The organism is Pseudomonas sp. ICMP 10191, assembly GCF_001467335.1.
Classification (GTDB): domain Bacteria; phylum Pseudomonadota; class Gammaproteobacteria; order Pseudomonadales; family Pseudomonadaceae; genus Aquipseudomonas; species Aquipseudomonas cerasi.
Genome location: NZ_LKGW01000117.1, coordinates 24,801 through 43,205, shown reverse-complemented (window position 1 = coordinate 43,205; position 18,405 = coordinate 24,801). Strand labels below are relative to the sequence as shown.

Below are 18,405 nucleotides of genomic sequence, written 5' to 3'. Positions count from 1 at the left end.
AAAAACAAGACTGCCGGGAGGCCACGCTCATCCTTCTGCACAAGCTGTGGATGCGTGGTTTGCTGAAGGGAGAATCGCTGAAATGAATGCCTCACTGAACCACACGACGACCTCGATTGCTCGCGTGAAACTGCTGATCAACGGCGAGTGGACCGACTCGCAAAGCAGCGAATGGCAAGACATCGTCAATCCCGCCACTCAGGAAATCCTCGCCCAGGTGCCATTCGCCACGGCCAGTGAAGTGGACGCCGCTGTCGCCGCTGCTCACGCGGCCTATCGAACCTGGCGTGAAACACCCATTGGTGTGCGTATGCGCATCATGCTCAAGTTGCAGGCGCTGATCCGCGAGCACTCCAGGCGCATCGCGGCGGTACTCAGTGCCGAGCAGGGCAAGACGCTGGCCGATGCCGAGGGCGATATTTTTCGGGGCCTGGAAGTGGTCGAGCACGCCTGTTCGATCGGCACGCTGCAAATGGGCGAGTTTGCCGAGAACGTCGCCAGTGGCGTTGACACCTATACCCTGCGCCAGCCGATCGGTGTGTGCGCCGGGATCACGCCGTTCAACTTCCCGGCGATGATTCCGCTGTGGATGTTTCCGATGGCGATCGCCTGCGGCAATACATTCGTGCTCAAGCCTTCCGAGCAGGATCCGCTGTCGACCCTGTTGCTGGTCGAGCTGGCGATCGAGGCGGGGGTGCCGCCCGGTGTGCTCAACGTGGTGCATGGTGGCAAGGAGGTGGTGGACGCGATCTGCACGCACAAGGACATCAAGGCTGTTTCCTTCGTCGGTTCAACGGCGGTCGGCACGCATGTCTACGATCTGGCCGGTCGGCATGGCAAGCGGGTGCAGGCAATGATGGGGGCGAAGAATCATGCCGTGGTGCTACCCGATGCCAACCGTGAGCAAACGCTGAACGCGCTGGTGGGCGCGGGTTTCGGTGCGGCGGGTCAGCGGTGCATGGCGACCTCTGTGGTGGTGCTGGTCGGCGCGTCTAGACAGTGGCTGCCCGACCTCAAGGCACGGGCGCAGACTCTCAAGGTCAATGCCGGTAAGGAGCCGGGCACTGACATCGGGCCGGTGATTTCACGAAGGGCCAAACAACGCATTCTGGATCTGATCGAGAGCGGCGTGCGTGAAGGCGCGACGCTGGAACTGGATGGTCGGGAGGTTTCGGTTCCGGGTTACGAGGGCGGCAACTTCGTGGGGCCGACCTTGTTCTCGGGCGTCACCACCGACATGCAGATCTACACCCAGGAAATTTTCGGGCCGGTGCTGGTGGTGCTGGAAGTCGATACCCTCGATGAGGCGATCGCGCTGGTCAACGCCAACCCGTTCGGCAACGGCACCGGGCTGTTCACCCAGAGCGGTGCGGCGGCACGCAAGTTTCAAAGCGAGATTGATGTCGGGCAGGTCGGGATCAATATTCCGATTCCCGTGCCGGTGCCGTTTTTCAGTTTTACCGGCTCGCGAGGTTCCAAACTGGGCGATCTGGGCCCGTACGGCAAACAGGTGGTGCAGTTCTACACGCAGACCAAGACCGTCACCAGTCGCTGGTTCGATGACGATAGCGTCAACGATGGCGTGAACACCACGATCAATCTGCGCTGAGCGCTGGCGGTCAATTCGCTCGGGAGAACAATAATGAACATCGCATTTATCGGTCTGGGCAATATGGGCGCGCCCATGGCCCGCAACCTGATCAGAGCCGGTCACGCCTTGCAGGTGTTCGACCTCAACAAGAGCGTACTGGCTGAGTTCGCCGAGCTGGGCGCACAGGTCAGTGACTCACCCGCACAGGCGGCTCAGGGCAGTGAGCTGGTCATCACCATGCTGCCCGCAGCGGCACATGTGCGCAGCGTGTACCTGAGCGACGACGGCGTGCTGAAAGGCATCGCACGAGGCGTCCCGGCGGTTGATTGCAGCACCATCGACCCGCAGACCATCCGCGACATCGCCGCTGTCGCTGCGCAGCAAGGCGTGGTGTTGGGCGATGCGCCGGTGTCGGGCGGCACCGGTGGGGCGCAGGCCGGGACCCTGACCTTCATGGTCGGAGGCTCTGCCGGGCATTTCGCCGTGCTCAAACCGGTGCTGGAACAGATGGGCCGCAACATCGTGCATTGTGGTGACGTGGGCACCGGCCAGATTGCCAAGATCTGCAACAACATGCTGCTGGCGATTTCCATGATCGGCGTGGCCGAGTCTATGGCGCTGGGCAATGCACTGGGTATCGATACCCAAGTGCTGGCCGGCATCATCAATACCTCGACCGGTCGTTGCTGGAGTTCCGAGGCCTACAACCCGTGGCCCGGCATCGTCGAAACCGCGCCCGCGTCACGCGGTTACAGTGGCGGCTTTGGCGCCGAGTTGATGCTCAAGGACCTGGGCCTGGCAACCGAGGCCGCGCGCGCTGCGCATCAACCGGTCATCCTCGGCGCAGTGGCGCAACAGCTGTACCAGGCCATGAGCCTGCGCGGTGATGGCGGCAAGGACTTCTCGGCGATCATTGAGGGGTATCGCCCGAAAGCCTAGGCGTCACCCGTGTCGGGAATCAGTGGGGCGTTGCTGTGTATCCGGTTTTTACATTAGGAAAACGCGGCAGAACCGGCTACTTTGGGCCTCGTCAGATCAGCGCAGGGATGCTCGGTACGCTTCGACGAGAAGCGCCGCATCCTCGCCTGGAGGCTGGCGCTTCACTCATCAAACGTCCCTGACCCAGAAAAAGAAGAGATCGACCATGAAGTTCGAACCCCTCGCCAGATCGTTGATCGCGACGGCACTGATTGTCGCGTATTCCCCCACATTCGCGGCGTCACAAGCGCCGGTCGCTGCCGAAAACGGCATGGTCGTGACGGCTCAGCACCTGGCTACCCACGTGGGTGTCGATGTACTCAAGGCTGGCGGCAATGCGGTCGATGCGGCCGTAGCGGTCGGCTACGCGCTGGCGGTGGTCTATCCCGCTGCCGGCAACCTCGGCGGCGGTGGTTTCATGACCATTCAGCTGGCCGACGGGCGCAAGACCTTCCTCGACTTCCGTGAAAAGGCACCGCTGGCCGCGACTGCCAACATGTACCTGGATAAGGACGGCAAGGTCATCCCTGATCTGAGTGCCAAGGGCCATCTGGCCGTCGGCGTGCCTGGCACCGTCTCCGGTATGGAAATGGCCCTGAGCAAGTACGGTACCCGCAAGCGTGAGGAAGTCATCGCTCCGGCGATCAAGCTCGCCGAGGAAGGTTTTGTGCTGGGTCAGGGCGATGTCGACATGCTGTCGAGCGCCACGGATGTATTCAAGGCGGACATGGCCGATTCCGGTTCGATCTTCCTCGACAAGGGCGAACCGATGCAGGTCGGTCAGAAACTGGTGCAGAAAGACCTGGCCAAGACTCTCAAGGAAGTCTCCGAGAAGGGCAGCGACGGTTTCTACAAGGGCTGGGTTGCCAAGGCGCTGGTCGATTCCAGCCAGGCCGGCAAGGGCATCATCACCCAGGCGGACCTCGACCATTACAAGACCCGCGAGCTGGCACCGGTCGAATGTGATTACCGTGGCTACCATGTGGTCTCGGCACCGCCTCCGAGCTCCGGCGGTGTGGTCATCTGCCAGATTCTGAATATCCTCGAAGGCTACCCGATGAAAGAGCTGGGCTTCCGCTCGGCGCAGGGCATGCATTATCAGATCGAGGCCATGCGTCACGCCTACGCGGACCGCAATAGCTACCTGGGCGACCCGGACTTCGTCAAGAATCCGGTCGAGCACCTGCTGGACGTCAAGTACGCAGCCAAGCTGCGCGCAGCCATCGATCCGCAAAAGGCCGGTGACTCGAACAAGATCAAACCCGGCGTTGCGCCCCATGAAGGCAGCAACACCACCCACTATTCGATTGTCGACAAGTGGGGCAATGCGGTTTCGGTGACCTACACCCTGAACAACTGGTTCGGCGCGGGCGTCATGGCCAGCAAGACCGGCGTGATCCTCAACGATGAAATGGATGACTTCACCGTCAAGGTCGGCGTACCCAACATGTACGGACTGGTGCAGGGCGAAGCCAACGCCATCGCGCCGGGCAAGACGCCGCTGTCGTCGATGAGCCCGACCATTGTCACCAAGGACGGCAAGGCTGTGATGGTCGTCGGCACGCCGGGTGGCAGCCGCATCATTACCGCCACGCTGCTGACCATGCTCAACGTCATCGACTACGGCATGAACATTCAGGAAGCGGTGGATGCGCCGCGTTTCCACCAGCAATGGCAGCCTGAGGAAACCAACATCGATACCTTCGCGGTCAGCCCTGACACGCTGAAGATTCTCCAGAGCTGGGGTCAAAAGTTCGCAGGTCCGCAGCCGCTCAATCATGTGGCGGCGATTCTGGTGGGCGCGCCTTCGCTGGGTGGCAAACCGGTCGGTAACAACCGCTTCTACGGTGCCAACGACCCGCGTCGCAACACCGGGTTGTCGCTCGGCTACTGAGTCACGCTGCTAATCGCGCCACGGCCCTGAGCTTCAGGGTCGTGGCGTTTTGCGTTCTAAGGTCTGCTCAGTTACGCACCCAACGCTGCCTGCTCCAACCGCTCAAAGCGTCGACGGCCAACACCAGTATCAGCATCGCCAGAATCACGGTACTGGCCTGCGCTTCCTGAAACAGGCTGAGGCTGACATACAGCATTTGCCCCAGACCGCCCGCGCCGACAAAGCCCAGCACGCTGGCCATGCGAATGTTGTTCTCCCAGCGATACAGCGTATACGCCAGCAGCTGTGGCCAGAGGTTGGGCAGGGTGCCGTAGCTGAACGCCTGCCAGGCGCTGCCGCCCTGCAGACGAATCGCTGCAGCGGGTTGTGGCGCGGTATTTTCCAGCGCCTCGGCAAACAGACGGCCCAGAACGCCCGTGGTGTGCAGTGCCAGCGCCAGCGTGCCGGCATTGGGGCCTAGCCCGGCAGCCAGCACCATCAACACGGCCCACACCAGTTCCGGAATGGCGCGCAGCGCATTGAGCAGCAGGCGGCTCAGGCTGCGCAGGAACCAGCCGAAGCGTCCGGCAGCGGGCAGTGCCAGGAGCAAACCTGCAATGGCGGCCAGCAATGTGCCGAGTGCAGACATGGCGAGGGTTTCCAGGGTGCCCTGGCCGATTGCCTGCAGATGAGGGGCGCTCAGGTCCGGGCTCATGAAGCGCAGCGCGTAACGGCCCATCTGCGTCAGGTTGTCGTGGCTGCCCAGGGTGAACAGGTCGAGGCCGAGGTACACAAACGATGCGGTCACTGCCGCAATCATCGTCAGCACCAGCAGCAGATTGCCTGCGCGCTTCATGTGAACTGCCTGCGCAGCAAGCGGCTGAGCTGGTCGGCGAGCAGCACCAGCAGCAGGAAGGTCAGCAGCATGCTCGCCACTTCGTCACCGGCGAACATGCGCATCGACAGGTCGATCTGCTGACCCAGTCCGCCTGCGCCGACGAAACCCATGACCACCGAAGCGCGCACGGCGCACTCCCAGCGGTACACCGTGTAGGACGTCAATTCGGCTGCCGCGTTGGGCAGGATGCCGTAAGCCAGCGCTGCCAGGCGACCGCTGCCTGCCTGGAGCAGCGCGTGGGCCGGGCGTTGGTCCACCGATTCGAAAATCTCCGCGTACACCTTGCCGAGCATGCCCGCATAGGTGATGGCGATGGCCAGCACGCCGGCCGTCGGGCCCAGGCCGACCGCGCGCACGAACAGCAGCGCCCAGACGATTTCCGGCACGCTGCGCAGGAAGATCAATACTCCGCGTGTCGGCCAGCGCAGGCATTGGCCGAGCCAGCCGGGGCGGCCGCCGTGTGAGGCGGCCGACAACGACAGCGCTTTGCTGGCGAGCAGGCTTGCCGGAACGGCCAGCAGCAAGGCAAGGGCAATGCCGGCCGTCGCGATCGCCAGGGTTTGCAGCGTCGCATCCAGCAGCAGCCCGAGGAATTCCACAGAGTGCGCCACCGGCCAGAACCCGGAGAGAAAGCTGCCCATCGTCCGCGCATTATCGGCTTGCAGCAGTACCAGCGGATTCAGTTCGGCCAGACGAATGCCCGGCCAGAGCAGGGCGACCGCCAGCAACGTCAGCAACAGGCGTGGCGTTGCCGCCGGGTCGCGCTGATCCCGACTCAGCATCGTGGCGTCCAGCGTATTTCAGCCGCATCCGAAACCGCCTGAGGGCTGAGTTGCTCGTTGGCATACAGCGTGTCGAGATGCTCCCGGCCGACCTCGCTGGCGGCAAGGTCGAAGTGAATTCGCCCGTCGCGCACCCCGATGACCCGCGGAAAGTGTGCCAGCGCCAGTTCCACCGCATGCAGGCTGGCGACCAGCGTCACGTTGTGCTCAATGGCGTGCTGACACAGCAGCGCCAGGGTGTGATCGGCGAGGCGCGGGTCCATCGCCGAAACCGGCTCGTCGGCCAGCAGCAGTTCGGGTTGTTGATACAGGGCGCGGGCAATGCCGACACGTTGCAGCTGTCCGCCGGACAACTGCTGGCAACGCTCGAACAATTTGTCTGCCAGGTCCAGACGTGCCAATACCTCGCGGGCGCCGCTGATGTCGAGGGGATGCAGCAGGTTCAGCAGGCTTTTGCCCAGCCCCCACTGACCAAGCCTGCCCGCCGACACCGCAGTGACCACCCGTTGGCGCGCCGGCAACGGCGGTGCCTGATGAATCAGCGCAATGCGGCTGCGCAGGCGCTGGCGTCGTGTGCTGGAGAGCTGCCAGGGATCAGCCCCCAGCACCTGCAGTTGCCCGGCACTGGGCGGCAGAGCGCTGGCCAGCAGGTTGAGCAGCGTGGTCTTGCCCGCACCGGATGGCCCGATGATCGCCACCCGCTCGCCGCGATCAATGCTCAGGTCCAGGCCGCGCAACGCCAGTGTGCCGTCGCTATGGCGCAGCTCGATGCCGGACAGACGCAAGGTCATTTCAGCAGGTCGGCAGCGCGTGCGGCTTCTTCGATGCCTTTGTAGTTCTCGGGCTTGGTCTCGATGAAGCGGCTGGCGGCCTGAAGGTCGAGGATCGCCTTCTGCTCCGGGTTGGCCGGGTCGAGATCAAGGAAGGCCTGTTTGATTTTCGCTGCCAGTGCCGGGTCGAGGCTGCCGCGCACGGTCCAGTTGTAGTCGAAATAAGCCGGTGTGGTCTGGAAGACATGAACCTTGTTGGTGTCGACCTTGCCGCTGGCGACCAGTTTGTCCCAGACGCTGGCATTGAGCACGCCTGCATCGACCTTGCCCGCCTGAACCCACGCGGCAGTTGCGTCATGCGCACCGGAATAGGCGACGCGGCTGAAGAACGTTTCCGGTTTGATGTTTTCCTTGAGCATGAAATAACGCGGCATCAGGCTGCCGGATGTCGAGGACACCGAGCCGAAGGCAAACGTCTTGCCCTTGAGGTCCGCCAGGGTTTTCACGTCCGGATCGGAGGTGATGAATTTGCTGGTGAATTTGGCGTCCTGCTCACGCTGTACCAGTGGCACCGCATTACCGGTCTTGAGGTTGACCTGAACGAAGGTGAAGCCGCCCAGCCAGGCCATGTCGAGCCGGTCAGTGGCCAGCGCTTCGACCACTGCCGGGTAATCCGCGACTGGAACGAACTCGACTTTCATGCCCAGCCGTTGCTCCAGATAAGCACCCAGCGGCTTGAACTTGCGCAGCAGTTCGGTGGGCGCTTCGTCGGGAATGGCCGAGACGCGCAGGGTGTCGGCAGCGTGGCTGGTCAGGGCGGAGAAGGACAGGGCAAGGCCGGCGGCGAGCGCCAGGGTACGCTTGAGCATGGAGGTTCTCCGGTTCAATAGCGGAAAAGGATAACGTGACGCCCGCCAGCACGAGCAGGCGGCGCTTCACAGGATTCGGTGGTGATGCGCGGGGATTATAAGAGGCATGGCGAGAAAGGCCAGTTCGGCAGATTCATCGCCCGAATGCACGATCGGCGCACGACGCGGTTTGCGCTGATAAGGGAACAGCCCCTAGACTCCACAGCCTGTTTCCCGGTAACCGAGAGTGTCGCAATGAATGAGCCAATCCGCCTGACCCAGTACAGTCATGGAGCAGGGTGTGGCTGCAAGATTTCCCCCAAGGTGCTGGACGTGATCCTCGCTGGCAGCGGCGCTCAGAACCTCGACCCCAGACTCTGGGTTGGCAATGCCTCGCGTGATGACGCAGCGGTCTATGCGCTGGATGACGAGCGCGGCGTGGTCTCGACCACGGACTTCTTCATGCCCATCGTCGATGACCCGTTCGACTTCGGCCGTATCGCCGCGACCAATGCCATTAGCGATATCTATGCGATGGGCGGCGATCCGCTGATGGCCATCGCCATTCTTGGCTGGCCGGTCAACATCCTTCCGCCAGAAGTGGCGCGTGAAGTCATTCGCGGTGGTCGTGCCGTCTGCGACGCTGCCGGTATTCCGCTGGCGGGCGGGCACTCCATCGACGCGCCGGAGCCGATCTTCGGTCTGGCGGTGACCGGCGTGGTGCAGAAAAAGCACATGAAACGCAACGACACTGCCCTGGCGGGGAGCACCTTGTACCTGACCAAGCCCCTGGGCATCGGCATCCTCACCACCGCCGAGAAGAAATCCAGGTTGCGCGAGGAAGACATCGGTCTGGCGCGTGACTGGATGTGTACCCTGAACAAGCCGGGCAGCCGTTTCGGCAAGCTCGACGGAGTGCAGGCCATGACCGATGTCACCGGCTTCGGCCTGCTCGGGCATCTGGTTGAAATGGCGGACGGCGCAGGTCTGACCGCGCGTCTGGACTACGCTGCTGTACCGCGTCTGCCTGGCGTCGAGCATTACATTGCCGAGGGCTGTGTGCCGGGCGGCACATTGCGCAATTTTGAAAGTTACGGCGACAGGATCGGCACACTGACCGACGCCCAGCGTGACCTGTTGTGTGACCCGCAGACAAGCGGCGGTCTGCTGGTCGCGGTCAGCCCTGAAGGTGAAGCCGAGTTTCTGATCGTGGCTGCCGAACTGGGTCTGTTGCTCAACCCTATCGGCACCCTGCACGAGCGACAGACCCACGCCGTCGAGGTGTTCTGATGGCCGACAACAGCAGCGACTACCGCGCATTGTTTCTCAACGACGTGCCGATGATGGACGCTCGTGCTCCGGTGGAGTTTTCCAAGGGGGCTTTTCCTGGTGTGATCAACCTGCCGCTGATGAATGACATCGAGCGGCAGAAGGTCGGCACCTGCTACAAGCAACACGGCCAGGACGCCGCTATCCAGCTTGGGCATCAATTGGTCTGTGGTCAGGTCAAGGATGAACGCGTCAATGCGTGGGTCGAGTTCGCCAAGGCCAATCCGGATGGCTACCTGTATTGCTTTCGCGGCGGGCTGCGCTCGCAGACGGTACAGCGCTGGCTGAAGGATGCCGGGGTCGACTACCCACGGGTTCTTGGCGGCTACAAGGCGATGCGCACGTTCCTGCTGGATACCCTGCACGAGGCGGTGAGCGAATGCGAAATCGTCGTGCTCGGCGGAATGACCGGCACGGGCAAGACCGAAGTGTTGACGCAACTGCGCAACAGCCTGGACCTGGAAGGCATCGCCAACCACCGCGGCTCCAGCTTCGGCAAGCGTGCCACCGGGCAACCGGCGCAGATCGACTTCGAGAACCGGCTGGCCATCGACCTGCTCAAGAAGCGCGCAGCCGGTATCGAACAATTCGTTGTGGAAGATGAAAGCCGTCTGGTCGGTAGTTGCAACGTGCCGCTGGAACTGCACCAGGCGATGCAGGGCTGCGCGATGGTCTGGCTGGAAGACAGCTTCGAGAATCGCGTCGAGCGGATTCTCGATGATTACGTGATCAACCTCTGCGCAGAGTTCATCACCGTCAAGGGCGAAGAGCAAGGCTTTGGCCTGTTCGCCGAGCGTCTGTTGCAAAGCCTGAACAACATTCACAAACGCCTCGGTGGCGAGCGTCACCAGCGACTGTCGGGCCTTATGCAGGCGGCGCTGGAAGAACAGCAGCGCAGCGGTGCGGTTGATCTGCACCGTGGCTGGATCGAAGGGCTGCTCGGCGAGTACTACGACCCGATGTACGCTTACCAGCGCGAACACAAGGCGGCGCGTATCGAATTCGCAGGTGATCAAGCGCAAGTGCTGGCCTACCTGCGCGAGCGCTCAGTAAAAGGTTAAGCCTCGACCTCTATCCATCTGGCAAGGGACGCCATGCATTCGATTCTCGATTTCTATCAAACGCTGGGCTGGGGCCTTTCGGCTCTGGTGATCGGCACCTTTCTGCTGGCCGGAACGGTCAAGGGTGTCATCGGCCTGGGTTTGCCCACCGTGGCAATGGGGTTGCTGGGACTGGCCATGCTGCCGGCGCAGGCTGCGGCGTTACTGATCATCCCGTCGACGTTCACCAATGTCTGGCAACTGGCGACGGGTGGCAATCTGCGGCCTTTGCTGAAGCGGCTATGGCCGATGCTGAGCATGATTTTCATCGGCACTCTGGCCGGGGCGTTCTGGCTGGGCATGAGTGGCGGTCATTCGATGACCCGCGCGTTGGGTGGCGCGTTGTTTCTCTACGCACTGAGCGGGCTGTTTTTGCCGACCTTCAGGGTTGCTGCCGCCGCCGAGCGCTGGCTGGGCCCGCTGTGCGGTTTGATCACCGGGGTTATCGCTTCGGCCACCGGGGTATTCGTGATTCCCGTGGTGCCTTATCTGCAGGCTCTGGGGCTTGAGCGCGACCAGTTGGTCCAGGCGCTGGGGTTGTCCTTCACCGTCTCGACGCTGGCGCTGGCGGCGGGTCTGTCGTGGAACGGCACGCTGGGCGGCGCGGAACTGGGCGCATCCACGCTGGCGCTGATTCCGGCCCTGTTGGGCATGCTGCTGGGGCAGTGGCTGCGTCAGCGAATCAGCGCGGTGCTGTTCAAGCGTGTGTTCTTCATCGGCATGGGGCTGTTGGGGCTGCATCTGCTGATAAAGGGTTGAGCCTGATGGGGTAAACCCTTTAGCTGTTCACGCATTTCGGTCAATAGTCTTCCTGCCATTCGTGACTGTGAAGCAAGAGTATTTTGCCCTTTGCTGTCTTACTCATGGACGCACATCTCTTTACTCTCGGCTCATCCATTAATCACCTCCACCTCAGCCTCAAGACGGGCGGGGTCGGGTTGCGAGAGATCAGCCATGAAAAAAGTATTGTTCCTCAACGGCGGTAAACAGTTTGCGCACTCGGAAGGCCGCTATAACGCGACCCTGCACGAGGCGGGCGTAGCGTTCATGGACCGTGCCGGTTTCGATGTGAAGCAAACCTTCATTGACGGCGGCTACGACGTGGCCGAGGAAGTGCAGAAGTTTCTCTGGGCCGATGTCATCGTCTGGCAGATGCCTGGCTGGTGGATGGGGGCGCCCTGGACCGTCAAGAAATACATCGATGAAGTGTTCACCGAGGGCCACGGCAGCCTGTATGCCAATGACGGCCGTACGCGTTCGGATGCATCGCAGACATACGGCAGCGGCGGCTTGCTGCATGGCAAACAGTACATGATTTCGGCAACCTGGAATGCGCCACAGAAAGCCTTCGACGACCCGTCCGACTTCTTTGAAGCCAAAGGTGTCGATGCGGTCTACTTCCCGTTTCACAAGGCCAACGAGTTTTTGGGCATGACCGGCCTGCCGACGTTTCTGGCAGTGGACGTAATGAAAATGCCCAATGTCGAAGCAGACGTGCAGCGTTACCAGGCTCATCTGGCCAAGGTGTTTGCTGCGCAGTGAGCGCAACCTTTGCACTGAACAGCGTTAATATCCCCTGAGTGTTGAGCAGGGGACAACAATGAAAGCCCGATCCGATGAGTTACAGGTGTTTGTCTCGGTTATCGAAAGCGGTTCGATCTCCGCCGCAGCCGAGAAAATGGGCCAGACGCCCTCAGGCGTCAGCCGCACCCTGTCGCGTCTGGAAGCCAAGCTGGAAACCACGCTGATCAACCGCACTACGCGGCGCATGGACCTGACCGAGGAGGGCAAGTTCTTTCTGGAGCGTGCGCGTCACATCCTTGAGCAGATGGAAAGCCTCGAAGAACGGCTCTCCTCCTCCAGGCAGACGCCCGCCGGGCGCTTGCGTATCAACGCCGCGTCACCGTTCATGCTGCATTCCATCGTGCCGCACGTGGCAGAGTTTCGTCAGCGTTATCCGCATATCGAGCTGGAGCTCAACAGCGATGACTGGTTCATCGACCTGCTTGAGCAAAGCACGGATATCGCCATCCGCATCGGTGCGCTGTCCGACTCGACCCTGCATGCCCGCTCACTGGGCAGTTGCCTGCTGAATATCGTCGCCAGCCCGGCTTACCTGCAGCGCCACGGCAGTCCCAAAACTGCAGAAGAGCTGGCGCAGCACGTGCTGTTGGGGTTCACCCATGTAGAGGTCCTCAATCAGTGGCCGTTACGCCATGCCGGGGGCGATCGCCTGCCGATCAAGCCCTCCATCTCGGCATCCAGCGGCGACACCTTGCGCCACCTGGTGCTAGAGGGCGTGGGCATCGCCTGCCTGTCCGATTTCATGACTTGTGATGACCTGCGCGAGGAGCGGATGGTTTGTCTGTTGAAGGAGGCCAACAGCGGCTATCGTCAGCCGATCCATGCGGTGTATTACCGCAACTCTCGACTGGCACTGAGGATTCAGTGCTTTCTGGATTTCATGCAGGAGAAGCTTGAGGACTACGCGCGCTGAGGTCTTGAGTGCGTGTCCGGCGATTAATTGGCTTTCACCCGGGCAACAAAAAGCCCGTCACGCTGGACGGGCTTTTTACCGGGCGACTGTCAATGCGTGCGGGCGACTGCAAACTCGCTCAGTTCGACCAGTGCATCGCGGTACTCGCTGGGCGGCAGTGCGTCCAGGCAGGCAATGGCACGGGCCGCGTAGTCTCGGGCGAGCTGTGCGGTGTAATCGAGGGCACCGGCGCTTTCCACTGCGTTGCGGATGCTTTCCAGATCTTCCAGGCCACCTTTCTGGATCGCCTGACGAACCAGTGCGGCCTGTTCCGGGCTGCCTTCACGCATGGTGTAGATCAGCGGCAGGGTCGGCTTGCCTTCGGCGAGGTCGTCACCGACGTTCTTGCCCAGTGTCTCGGCATCGCCACGGTAGTCCAGCAGGTCATCCACCAACTGGAAGGCCACACCCAGATGATCGCCGAACGTGCGCAGTGCTTCGCTCTGTTCCTGGGGGGCGTTGCACAGGGCCGCGGCGCTGTGCGTCGAGGCTTCGAACAGCATGGCCGTCTTGCCGCGAATCACTTCCATGTAGGTTTCTTCGGTGGTGCTGGCGTCACGAATCTTCGAGAGCTGCAACACTTCGCCTTCGGCGATGATGCGGGTTGCCTTGGACAGAATCTTCATGACCTCCATCGAGCCCAGTTCGACCATCATTTCGAACGAGCGCGAATAAAGGAAGTCGCCCACCAATACGCTGGGCGCATTGCCCCAGAGCGCGTTGGCGGTGGAACGACCGCGACGCATGCCGGACATGTCGACAACGTCGTCATGCAGCAGGGTAGCGGTGTGCAGGAATTCGATGGTGGCGGCGAGCAGGCGAACGTCATCGCCTTCGCGACCCAGTGCCTTGCCACACAGCAGCACCAGCAACGGGCGCAGGCGCTTGCCACCTGCCGACGTGATGTAATCACCGATTTTCGAGACCAGCGGTACGCGCGACGTCAGTTGCTTTTTGATGATAAGGTCAACGGCACTAAAGTCGTCCGCCACCGCGCGGTAGAAGGCTTGGGGTTGCATCAGCGACACGTGCTCCGGATAGGTTGCGCCGCATGCTAGGTCGCGGGGTAGAGCGTGTCAAGGTATGACGAGGCGCCTCTTGCAACACGCGAATGCCTTGCGTACAATCGCGCACCCTAACTTTCTTGGGCAGCACCTGCCTTACGCAATGCAAACGGGCCGTTCCAGCCCCATGCAGCCATGCCAGCCGATACTCTTCTTATAAAGAGCTGGGTGAGCAGGATTTTCGGAGAAATACCATGTACGCAGTAATTGTTACCGGTGGCAAGCAGTACAAAGTCGCCCCAGGTGAATACCTGAAAATTGAAAAACTGGAAATCGCTACTGGCGAATCCGTCACGTTTGACCGCGTTCTGCTGGTTGGCAATGGCGACGACGTCAATATCGGTGCTCCAGTTGTTGCTGGCGCTACCGTTGTGGCTGAAGTGGTTTCGCAAGGTCGTCACGATAAGGTTCGTATCATCAAGTTCCGTCGTCGTAAGCACCACATGAAGCGTATGGGCCACCGCCAGTGGTACACCGAGATCAAAATTACAGGTATTCAGGCTTAATTCAGCCTAATCCTCAACTGGAGAATTGACTCATGGCTCACAAAAAAGCTGGTGGTAGTACCCGTAACGGGCGCGACTCAGAAGCCAAACGCCTTGGCGTGAAGATGTATGGCGGCCAGGCTATCATCCCTGGCAACATCATCGTGCGTCAGCGCGGCACCCAATTCCACGCTGGCTACGGCGTTGGCATGGGTAAAGATCACACCCTGTTCGCGAAAGTGGAAGGCGTGATCAAGTTTCAAGTCAAGGGCGCCTTCGGTCGCCGCTACGTGAGCATCGTTCCGAAGACTGAAGTCTCCGCAGCGTAATTACGCAGTAGCTTAAGAGCCCTGTCTTGCGACGGGGCTTTTTTGTTTGTAGAGGTAGAGAGGCAGGTGAGTCTCTTGCAAAACTGTTTGTGCGGGCTGTTGTGATGTTGACCCGTGGGGTCGCTGGTTTCTGATCGGTATCGCAACGCTCATTTTTGCAAGAGTCTTATGTAATTTATGTGGTTCTGCTCGTCCCTGTGGCGGGAGGCGTGCGTTATGAAATTTGTAGATGAAGTTTCCATTCGAGTAAAAGCCGGTGACGGCGGCAACGGTTGCATGAGCTTCCGTCGCGAAAAATTCATTGAGAACGGTGGTCCCAACGGTGGTGATGGTGGTGATGGCGGCTCGATCTTCATGGTCGCCGACGTCAACCTGAACACGCTGGTCGACTACCGTTACACCCGTCACTTCGACGCCGAGCGCGGCTCCAACGGTGGCAGCGCCGACTGCACCGGTCGCAAGGGTGAAGAGCTGGTGCTGCGTGTGCCGGTCGGGACCACCATCATCGACGCTACTACTCAGGAAATCATCGGTGACCTGACCAAGGATGGTCAGCGCCTGATGGTTGCCCAGGGTGGCTGGCACGGTCTGGGCAACACCCGATTCAAGTCCAGTACCAACCGCGCTCCGCGCCAGACCACACCGGGCAAGCCGGGTGATCAGCGTGATCTCAAGCTCGAGCTGAAAGTGCTGGCCGACGTCGGTCTGCTGGGCCTGCCCAATGCGGGCAAGAGCACCTTCATCCGTTCGGTGTCTGCGGCCAAGCCAAAGGTTGCCGACTATCCGTTCACCACGCTGGTGCCGAACCTCGGCGTGGTCAGTGTCGATCGCTGGAAAAGCTTTGTGGTTGCTGACATTCCAGGTCTGATCGAGGGTGCATCCGACGGCGCAGGCCTGGGGATTCGCTTCCTCAAGCACCTGGCGCGTACTCGTCTGTTGCTGCACCTCGTCGATATGGCGCCGCTGGATGAAAGCAGTGCTCCGGATGCTGCAGAAGTGATCGTCAACGAACTGGAGAAATTCAGCCCGTCGCTGGCCGAGCGTGATCGCTGGCTGGTGCTGAACAAGTGCGATCAGATTCTTGAAGAAGAGCAGGAGGCGCGCAAGCAGGAAATCGTCGATCGTCTGGAGTGGACCGGCCCTGTTTACGTGATCTCGGCAATTGCCAAAGAAGGCACCGAGCAGCTGACTCGCGACATCATGCGTTACCTCGAAGAGCGCAGCCAGCGTATCGCCGAAGAGCCTGGTTACGCTGAAGAGCTGGCCGAGCTCGATCAGCGCATCGAAGATGAAGCCCGTGCCCAGTTGCAGGCACTGGACGATCAGCGTGCCCTGCGTCGCAGTGGCGTGAAGAGCGTTCATGACATCGGTGACGATGACTGGGATGAGGAAGACGTGGACGATGAAGACGGTCCGGAAATCATTTACGTCCGTGACTGATCGCTTGAAGTAAACTTGAACGCCGCTACGATTGTTAGCGGCGTTTTTGTATCCCGAATTTGAAAATCTCTGGCTAGGGTTGGAAGAAGATGCGCAGCAAAGTGACGGGCGCCCAGCGCTGGGTTGTGAAGATTGGCAGTGCCTTGCTGACGGCTGATGGCAAGGGCCTGGATCGCAACGCCATGGGTGTTTGGGTGGAGCAGATGGTGGCGCTGCACGAGGCGGGTGTCGAGCTGGTACTGGTGTCTTCCGGGGCGGTGGCTGCCGGCATGAGCCGTCTTGGCTGGACGGCCCGACCCAGTGCCATGCATGAGCTTCAGGCTGCTGCGGCCATCGGTCAGATGGGCTTGGTGCAAGCGTGGGAATCGAGCTTTGCCGAGCATGGCCGGCATACCGCGCAGATCCTTCTGACCCACGATGACCTGTCGGATCGCAAGCGCTACCTGAATGCCCGCAGCACCCTGCGCACGCTGGTCGAGCTTGGGGTTGTGCCGGTCATCAACGAAAACGACACGGTGGTTACCGACGAAATCCGTTTTGGCGATAACGACACGCTGGCTGCGCTGGTTGCCAATCTGGTCGAGGCTGATCTGTTGGTCATCCTGACCGACCGTGATGGCATGTTCGACGCCGATCCGCGCAACAACCCGGAGGCGCAGCTGATCTACGAAGCGCGTGCCGATGATCCGGCGCTGGATGCAGTGGCGGGTGGTACGGGCGGTGCGCTGGGGCGCGGCGGCATGCAGACCAAGCTGCGTGCAGCGCGTCTGGCGGCGCGTTCCGGTGCGCATACTGTCATCGTCGGTGGGCGCATCGAGCGCGTTCTGGCGCGACTCAAGGGCGGCGAGCGGTTGGGTACGCTGCTGTCCCCTGAGCGTGGCATGCTCGCAGCGCGCAAGCAGTGGCTGGCAGGGCATCTGCAGACCCGCGGTACGCTGGTGCTGGATGATGGTGCGGTTGCGGCGCTGGCCAAGGATCAGAAAAGCCTGCTGCCGGTGGGCGTCAAACTGGTCCAGGGCAGCTTCAGGCGTGGCGAGATGGTGGTATGCGTTGCCCCGGACGGTCGCGAGATCGCTCGCGGGCTGAGTAATTACAGTGCCATCGAAGCCCAGAAAATCATTGGTCACTCTTCCGAATCCATCGTGCGCGAGCTGGGCTATATGGCCGAGCCCGAGCTGATTCATCGGGATAACCTGATCCTCGTCTGACTCAAGGCTGCAAAAAAGGACTATTTGATGCGTTTCATTAAAGGTTTATTAGCGGCCGCGTTGCTGATGCCGGTGCTGGTTTCGGCCGAAGAGATCGGTCAGGTGTCGACCGTGTTCAAGATGGTCGGGCCCAACGATCGAATTGTGGTCGAGGCGTTTGATGATCCCAAGGTGGACGGGGTGACGTGCTACCTGTCACGCGCCAAGACGGGTGGCGTGAGGGGCGGTCTGGGATTGGCCGAGGACCGTGCCGAGGCGTCTATCGCCTGTCGTCAGGTCGGGCCGATCCGCTTCAAGGAAACCCTCAAGGACGGCGACGAGGTGTTCAAGGAGCGTACCTCGCTGGTCTTCAAGACCATGCAGGTGGTGCGTTTCTTCGACAAGAAGCGCAATGCGCTGGTGTACCTGGTCTATAGCGACCGGGTCATCGAAGGCAGCCCGCAGAATGCCGTGACCGCCATTCCTATCCTGCCATGGACAACCGCGCCCGCGCCTTGATGTGGCTCAGTGGTGGGCGCAGAGCGTCCAGAACGGCATGCCGATGCGGAGCGTCGCACGATAGTTGAATTATCGTTCCTCACGCTCCAGTGTGGGAATGCCTGTCGTGACGCTCTGCGTCACAAGTTTCCGTTGCACCGGCTACTTTCCAGCAGGCAATAAAAAACCGACCCTGAGGTCGGTTTTTTAACAAGCGGGTCGCTTAGGCTGCAGCAGCAAGGCTCAGAGCCTTGATGTGACCGTTCAGACGACCTTTATGGCGAGCAGCCTTGTTCTTGTGGATGATGCCTTTATCGGCCATACGGTCGATAACAGGAACAGCCAGAACATAAGCGGCTTGCGCTTTTTCTGCGTCTTTTGCGTCGATGGCTTTAACTACATTCTTGATGTAGGTACGAACCATGGAACGCAGGCTGGCGTTGTGGCTGCGACGCTTCTCAGCCTGTTTTGCACGTTTTTTGGCGGAAGGTGTGTTGGCCACCGTCGAGCTCCTCGAAAGACTTTGTGAAATAGCAAACAAAATAGGCCGCGAATCATGCCGATGAGTTGAAGTCTTGTCAAGGGCAGTTAAGGTGTTCCGCTGAGTGGTTGCTACATTTGACTGGAGGATTTATTTCCGGCCTGTGACCTGTAAACTCGCGGCCTTTGCTTCGGGCATTTTTGCGGCGCGAAGTAT

19 protein-coding genes are annotated in these 18,405 nt (G+C 60.9%); 13 read left to right on the top strand and 6 right to left on the bottom strand.

The features are described from left to right. Positions 1-82 precede the first annotated feature (82 nt). From AO388_RS17100 to ggt, 3 genes are all read left to right on the top strand, one after another. The gene (locus tag AO388_RS17100; RefSeq protein ID WP_054082195.1) at positions 83-1,609 is read left to right on the top strand and encodes a CoA-acylating methylmalonate-semialdehyde dehydrogenase; all 1,527 of its coding nucleotides are present in this window, start codon (positions 83-85) and stop codon (positions 1,607-1,609) included. 33 nt (positions 1,610-1,642) lie between these two features. Next, positions 1,643-2,530 carry a 3-hydroxyisobutyrate dehydrogenase gene (gene mmsB, locus AO388_RS17095; protein ID WP_003435574.1) on the top strand — a complete coding sequence of 296 codons (888 nt, stop codon included), beginning with the start codon at positions 1,643-1,645 and terminating at the stop codon, positions 2,528-2,530. Between the two features lie 205 nt (positions 2,531-2,735). Then, positions 2,736-4,463 carry a gamma-glutamyltransferase gene (ggt, locus tag AO388_RS17090; protein ID WP_003435590.1) on the top strand — a complete coding sequence of 576 codons (1,728 nt, stop codon included), beginning with the start codon at positions 2,736-2,738 and terminating at the stop codon, positions 4,461-4,463. A gap of 67 nt (positions 4,464-4,530) precedes the next feature. Here the strand turns inward: ggt and phnE are convergent, their stop codons facing one another. The 4 genes from phnE to AO388_RS17070 are packed head-to-tail and all read right to left on the bottom strand — an operon-like array spanning position 4,531 to position 7,761. After that, positions 4,531-5,298 (bottom strand): phosphonate ABC transporter, permease protein PhnE, encoded by a 768-nt coding sequence (phnE, locus tag AO388_RS17085; RefSeq protein ID WP_058416788.1) that lies wholly within the window; start codon positions 5,296-5,298, stop codon positions 4,531-4,533. Next, positions 5,295-6,122: a PhnE/PtxC family ABC transporter permease gene (locus tag AO388_RS17080; protein WP_058416787.1), complete on the bottom strand. Its 828-nt coding sequence runs from the start codon at positions 6,120-6,122 to the stop codon at positions 5,295-5,297. The genes phnE and AO388_RS17080 overlap by 4 nt, the downstream gene beginning before the upstream one ends. Continuing rightward, on the bottom strand, positions 6,116-6,913 hold the full coding sequence (locus AO388_RS17075) for a phosphonate ABC transporter ATP-binding protein (protein ID WP_054082197.1): 798 nt from the start codon (positions 6,911-6,913) through the stop codon (positions 6,116-6,118). Before AO388_RS17075 ends, AO388_RS17080 begins: the two co-directional genes overlap by 7 nt. Next, complete coding sequence (locus AO388_RS17070; RefSeq protein WP_058416786.1) at positions 6,910-7,761, bottom strand: putative selenate ABC transporter substrate-binding protein; 852 nt, start codon at positions 7,759-7,761, stop codon at positions 6,910-6,912. The genes AO388_RS17075 and AO388_RS17070 overlap by 4 nt, the downstream gene beginning before the upstream one ends. 234 nt (positions 7,762-7,995) lie before the next feature. Here AO388_RS17070 and selD point away from each other — a divergent pair, with 234 nt between their 5' ends. The 5 genes from selD (at position 7,996) to AO388_RS17045 (ending at position 12,666) form a co-directional block, all read left to right on the top strand. Further along, positions 7,996-9,030, top strand: coding sequence for a selenide, water dikinase SelD (gene selD / locus AO388_RS17065; protein WP_003435600.1), 1,035 nt, complete (start codon positions 7,996-7,998; stop codon positions 9,028-9,030). Further along, positions 9,030-10,130 carry a tRNA 2-selenouridine(34) synthase MnmH gene (mnmH, locus tag AO388_RS17060; RefSeq protein ID WP_003435603.1) on the top strand — a complete coding sequence of 367 codons (1,101 nt, stop codon included), beginning with the start codon at positions 9,030-9,032 and terminating at the stop codon, positions 10,128-10,130. Before selD ends, mnmH begins: the two co-directional genes overlap by 1 nt. 33 nt (positions 10,131-10,163) lie before the next feature. After that, positions 10,164-10,928: a sulfite exporter TauE/SafE family protein gene (locus AO388_RS17055; protein WP_003371087.1), complete on the top strand. Its 765-nt coding sequence runs from the start codon at positions 10,164-10,166 to the stop codon at positions 10,926-10,928. A 195-nt stretch (positions 10,929-11,123) separates the two neighbouring features. Then, positions 11,124-11,711 carry an NAD(P)H-dependent oxidoreductase gene (locus AO388_RS17050; protein WP_003371089.1) on the top strand — a complete coding sequence of 196 codons (588 nt, stop codon included), beginning with the start codon at positions 11,124-11,126 and terminating at the stop codon, positions 11,709-11,711. Between the two features lie 58 nt (positions 11,712-11,769). After that, a complete protein-coding gene (locus AO388_RS17045; RefSeq protein WP_003371091.1) occupies positions 11,770-12,666 on the top strand; it encodes a LysR family transcriptional regulator in 897 nt (298 codons plus the stop codon). An 89-nt stretch (positions 12,667-12,755) separates the two neighbouring features. Here the strand turns inward: AO388_RS17045 and AO388_RS17040 are convergent, their stop codons facing one another. Beyond that, positions 12,756-13,724, bottom strand: coding sequence for a polyprenyl synthetase family protein (locus tag AO388_RS17040; protein WP_003344609.1), 969 nt, complete (start codon positions 13,722-13,724; stop codon positions 12,756-12,758). Between the two features lie 239 nt (positions 13,725-13,963). On the opposite strand from AO388_RS17040, the gene rplU reads away from it, so the two are divergent. The 5 genes from rplU to AO388_RS17015 all read left to right on the top strand — a co-directional run bounded on the left by rplU (position 13,964) and on the right by AO388_RS17015 (position 17,729). Then, positions 13,964-14,275, top strand: a complete 312-nt coding sequence (gene rplU / locus AO388_RS17035; RefSeq protein WP_002551971.1) for a 50S ribosomal protein L21 — start codon at positions 13,964-13,966, stop codon at positions 14,273-14,275. A gap of 32 nt (positions 14,276-14,307) precedes the next feature. Continuing rightward, a complete protein-coding gene (rpmA, locus tag AO388_RS17030) occupies positions 14,308-14,583 on the top strand; it encodes a 50S ribosomal protein L27 (protein WP_002551972.1) in 276 nt (91 codons plus the stop codon). 216 nt (positions 14,584-14,799) lie between these two features. Then, positions 14,800-16,023 (top strand): Obg family GTPase CgtA, encoded by a 1,224-nt coding sequence (cgtA, locus tag AO388_RS17025; protein WP_002551973.1) that lies wholly within the window; start codon positions 14,800-14,802, stop codon positions 16,021-16,023. A gap of 89 nt (positions 16,024-16,112) precedes the next feature. Continuing rightward, positions 16,113-17,231 carry a glutamate 5-kinase gene (proB, locus tag AO388_RS17020; RefSeq protein ID WP_003318792.1) on the top strand — a complete coding sequence of 373 codons (1,119 nt, stop codon included), beginning with the start codon at positions 16,113-16,115 and terminating at the stop codon, positions 17,229-17,231. A 27-nt stretch (positions 17,232-17,258) separates the two neighbouring features. Further along, positions 17,259-17,729 (top strand): CreA family protein, encoded by a 471-nt coding sequence (locus tag AO388_RS17015; protein WP_003435634.1) that lies wholly within the window; start codon positions 17,259-17,261, stop codon positions 17,727-17,729. A gap of 202 nt (positions 17,730-17,931) precedes the next feature. Here AO388_RS17015 and rpsT read toward each other — a convergent pair whose 3' ends face one another. Beyond that, positions 17,932-18,210: a 30S ribosomal protein S20 gene (rpsT, locus tag AO388_RS17010; RefSeq protein WP_003344603.1), complete on the bottom strand. Its 279-nt coding sequence runs from the start codon at positions 18,208-18,210 to the stop codon at positions 17,932-17,934. Between the last annotated feature and the right edge of the window lie 195 nt (positions 18,211-18,405).

What these genes read in the sequence shown, in the direction of transcription:
- mmsB (WP_003435574.1), top strand. Translation starts at nt 1,643, where the DNA reads ATGAACATCGCATTTATCGGTCTGGGCAATATGGGCGCGCCCATGGCC.
- AO388_RS17040 (WP_003344609.1), bottom strand. Translation starts at nt 13,724, where the DNA reads ATGCAACCCCAAGCCTTCTACCGCGCGGTGGCGGACGACTTTAGTGCC.
- proB (WP_003318792.1), top strand. Translation starts at nt 16,113, where the DNA reads ATGCGCAGCAAAGTGACGGGCGCCCAGCGCTGGGTTGTGAAGATTGGC.
- AO388_RS17100 (WP_054082195.1), top strand. Translation starts at nt 83, where the DNA reads ATGAATGCCTCACTGAACCACACGACGACCTCGATTGCTCGCGTGAAA.
- phnE (WP_058416788.1), bottom strand. Translation starts at nt 5,298, where the DNA reads ATGAAGCGCGCAGGCAATCTGCTGCTGGTGCTGACGATGATTGCGGCA.
- cgtA (WP_002551973.1), top strand. Translation starts at nt 14,800, where the DNA reads ATGAAATTTGTAGATGAAGTTTCCATTCGAGTAAAAGCCGGTGACGGC.
- AO388_RS17075 (WP_054082197.1), bottom strand. Translation starts at nt 6,913, where the DNA reads ATGACCTTGCGTCTGTCCGGCATCGAGCTGCGCCATAGCGACGGCACA.
- rplU (WP_002551971.1), top strand. Translation starts at nt 13,964, where the DNA reads ATGTACGCAGTAATTGTTACCGGTGGCAAGCAGTACAAAGTCGCCCCA.
- mnmH (WP_003435603.1), top strand. Translation starts at nt 9,030, where the DNA reads ATGGCCGACAACAGCAGCGACTACCGCGCATTGTTTCTCAACGACGTG.
- ggt (WP_003435590.1), top strand. Translation starts at nt 2,736, where the DNA reads ATGAAGTTCGAACCCCTCGCCAGATCGTTGATCGCGACGGCACTGATT.
- selD (WP_003435600.1), top strand. Translation starts at nt 7,996, where the DNA reads ATGAATGAGCCAATCCGCCTGACCCAGTACAGTCATGGAGCAGGGTGT.
- AO388_RS17055 (WP_003371087.1), top strand. Translation starts at nt 10,164, where the DNA reads ATGCATTCGATTCTCGATTTCTATCAAACGCTGGGCTGGGGCCTTTCG.
- AO388_RS17070 (WP_058416786.1), bottom strand. Translation starts at nt 7,761, where the DNA reads ATGCTCAAGCGTACCCTGGCGCTCGCCGCCGGCCTTGCCCTGTCCTTC.
- AO388_RS17015 (WP_003435634.1), top strand. Translation starts at nt 17,259, where the DNA reads ATGCGTTTCATTAAAGGTTTATTAGCGGCCGCGTTGCTGATGCCGGTG.
- AO388_RS17045 (WP_003371091.1), top strand. Translation starts at nt 11,770, where the DNA reads ATGAAAGCCCGATCCGATGAGTTACAGGTGTTTGTCTCGGTTATCGAA.
- AO388_RS17050 (WP_003371089.1), top strand. Translation starts at nt 11,124, where the DNA reads ATGAAAAAAGTATTGTTCCTCAACGGCGGTAAACAGTTTGCGCACTCG.
- AO388_RS17080 (WP_058416787.1), bottom strand. Translation starts at nt 6,122, where the DNA reads ATGCTGAGTCGGGATCAGCGCGACCCGGCGGCAACGCCACGCCTGTTG.
- rpmA (WP_002551972.1), top strand. Translation starts at nt 14,308, where the DNA reads ATGGCTCACAAAAAAGCTGGTGGTAGTACCCGTAACGGGCGCGACTCA.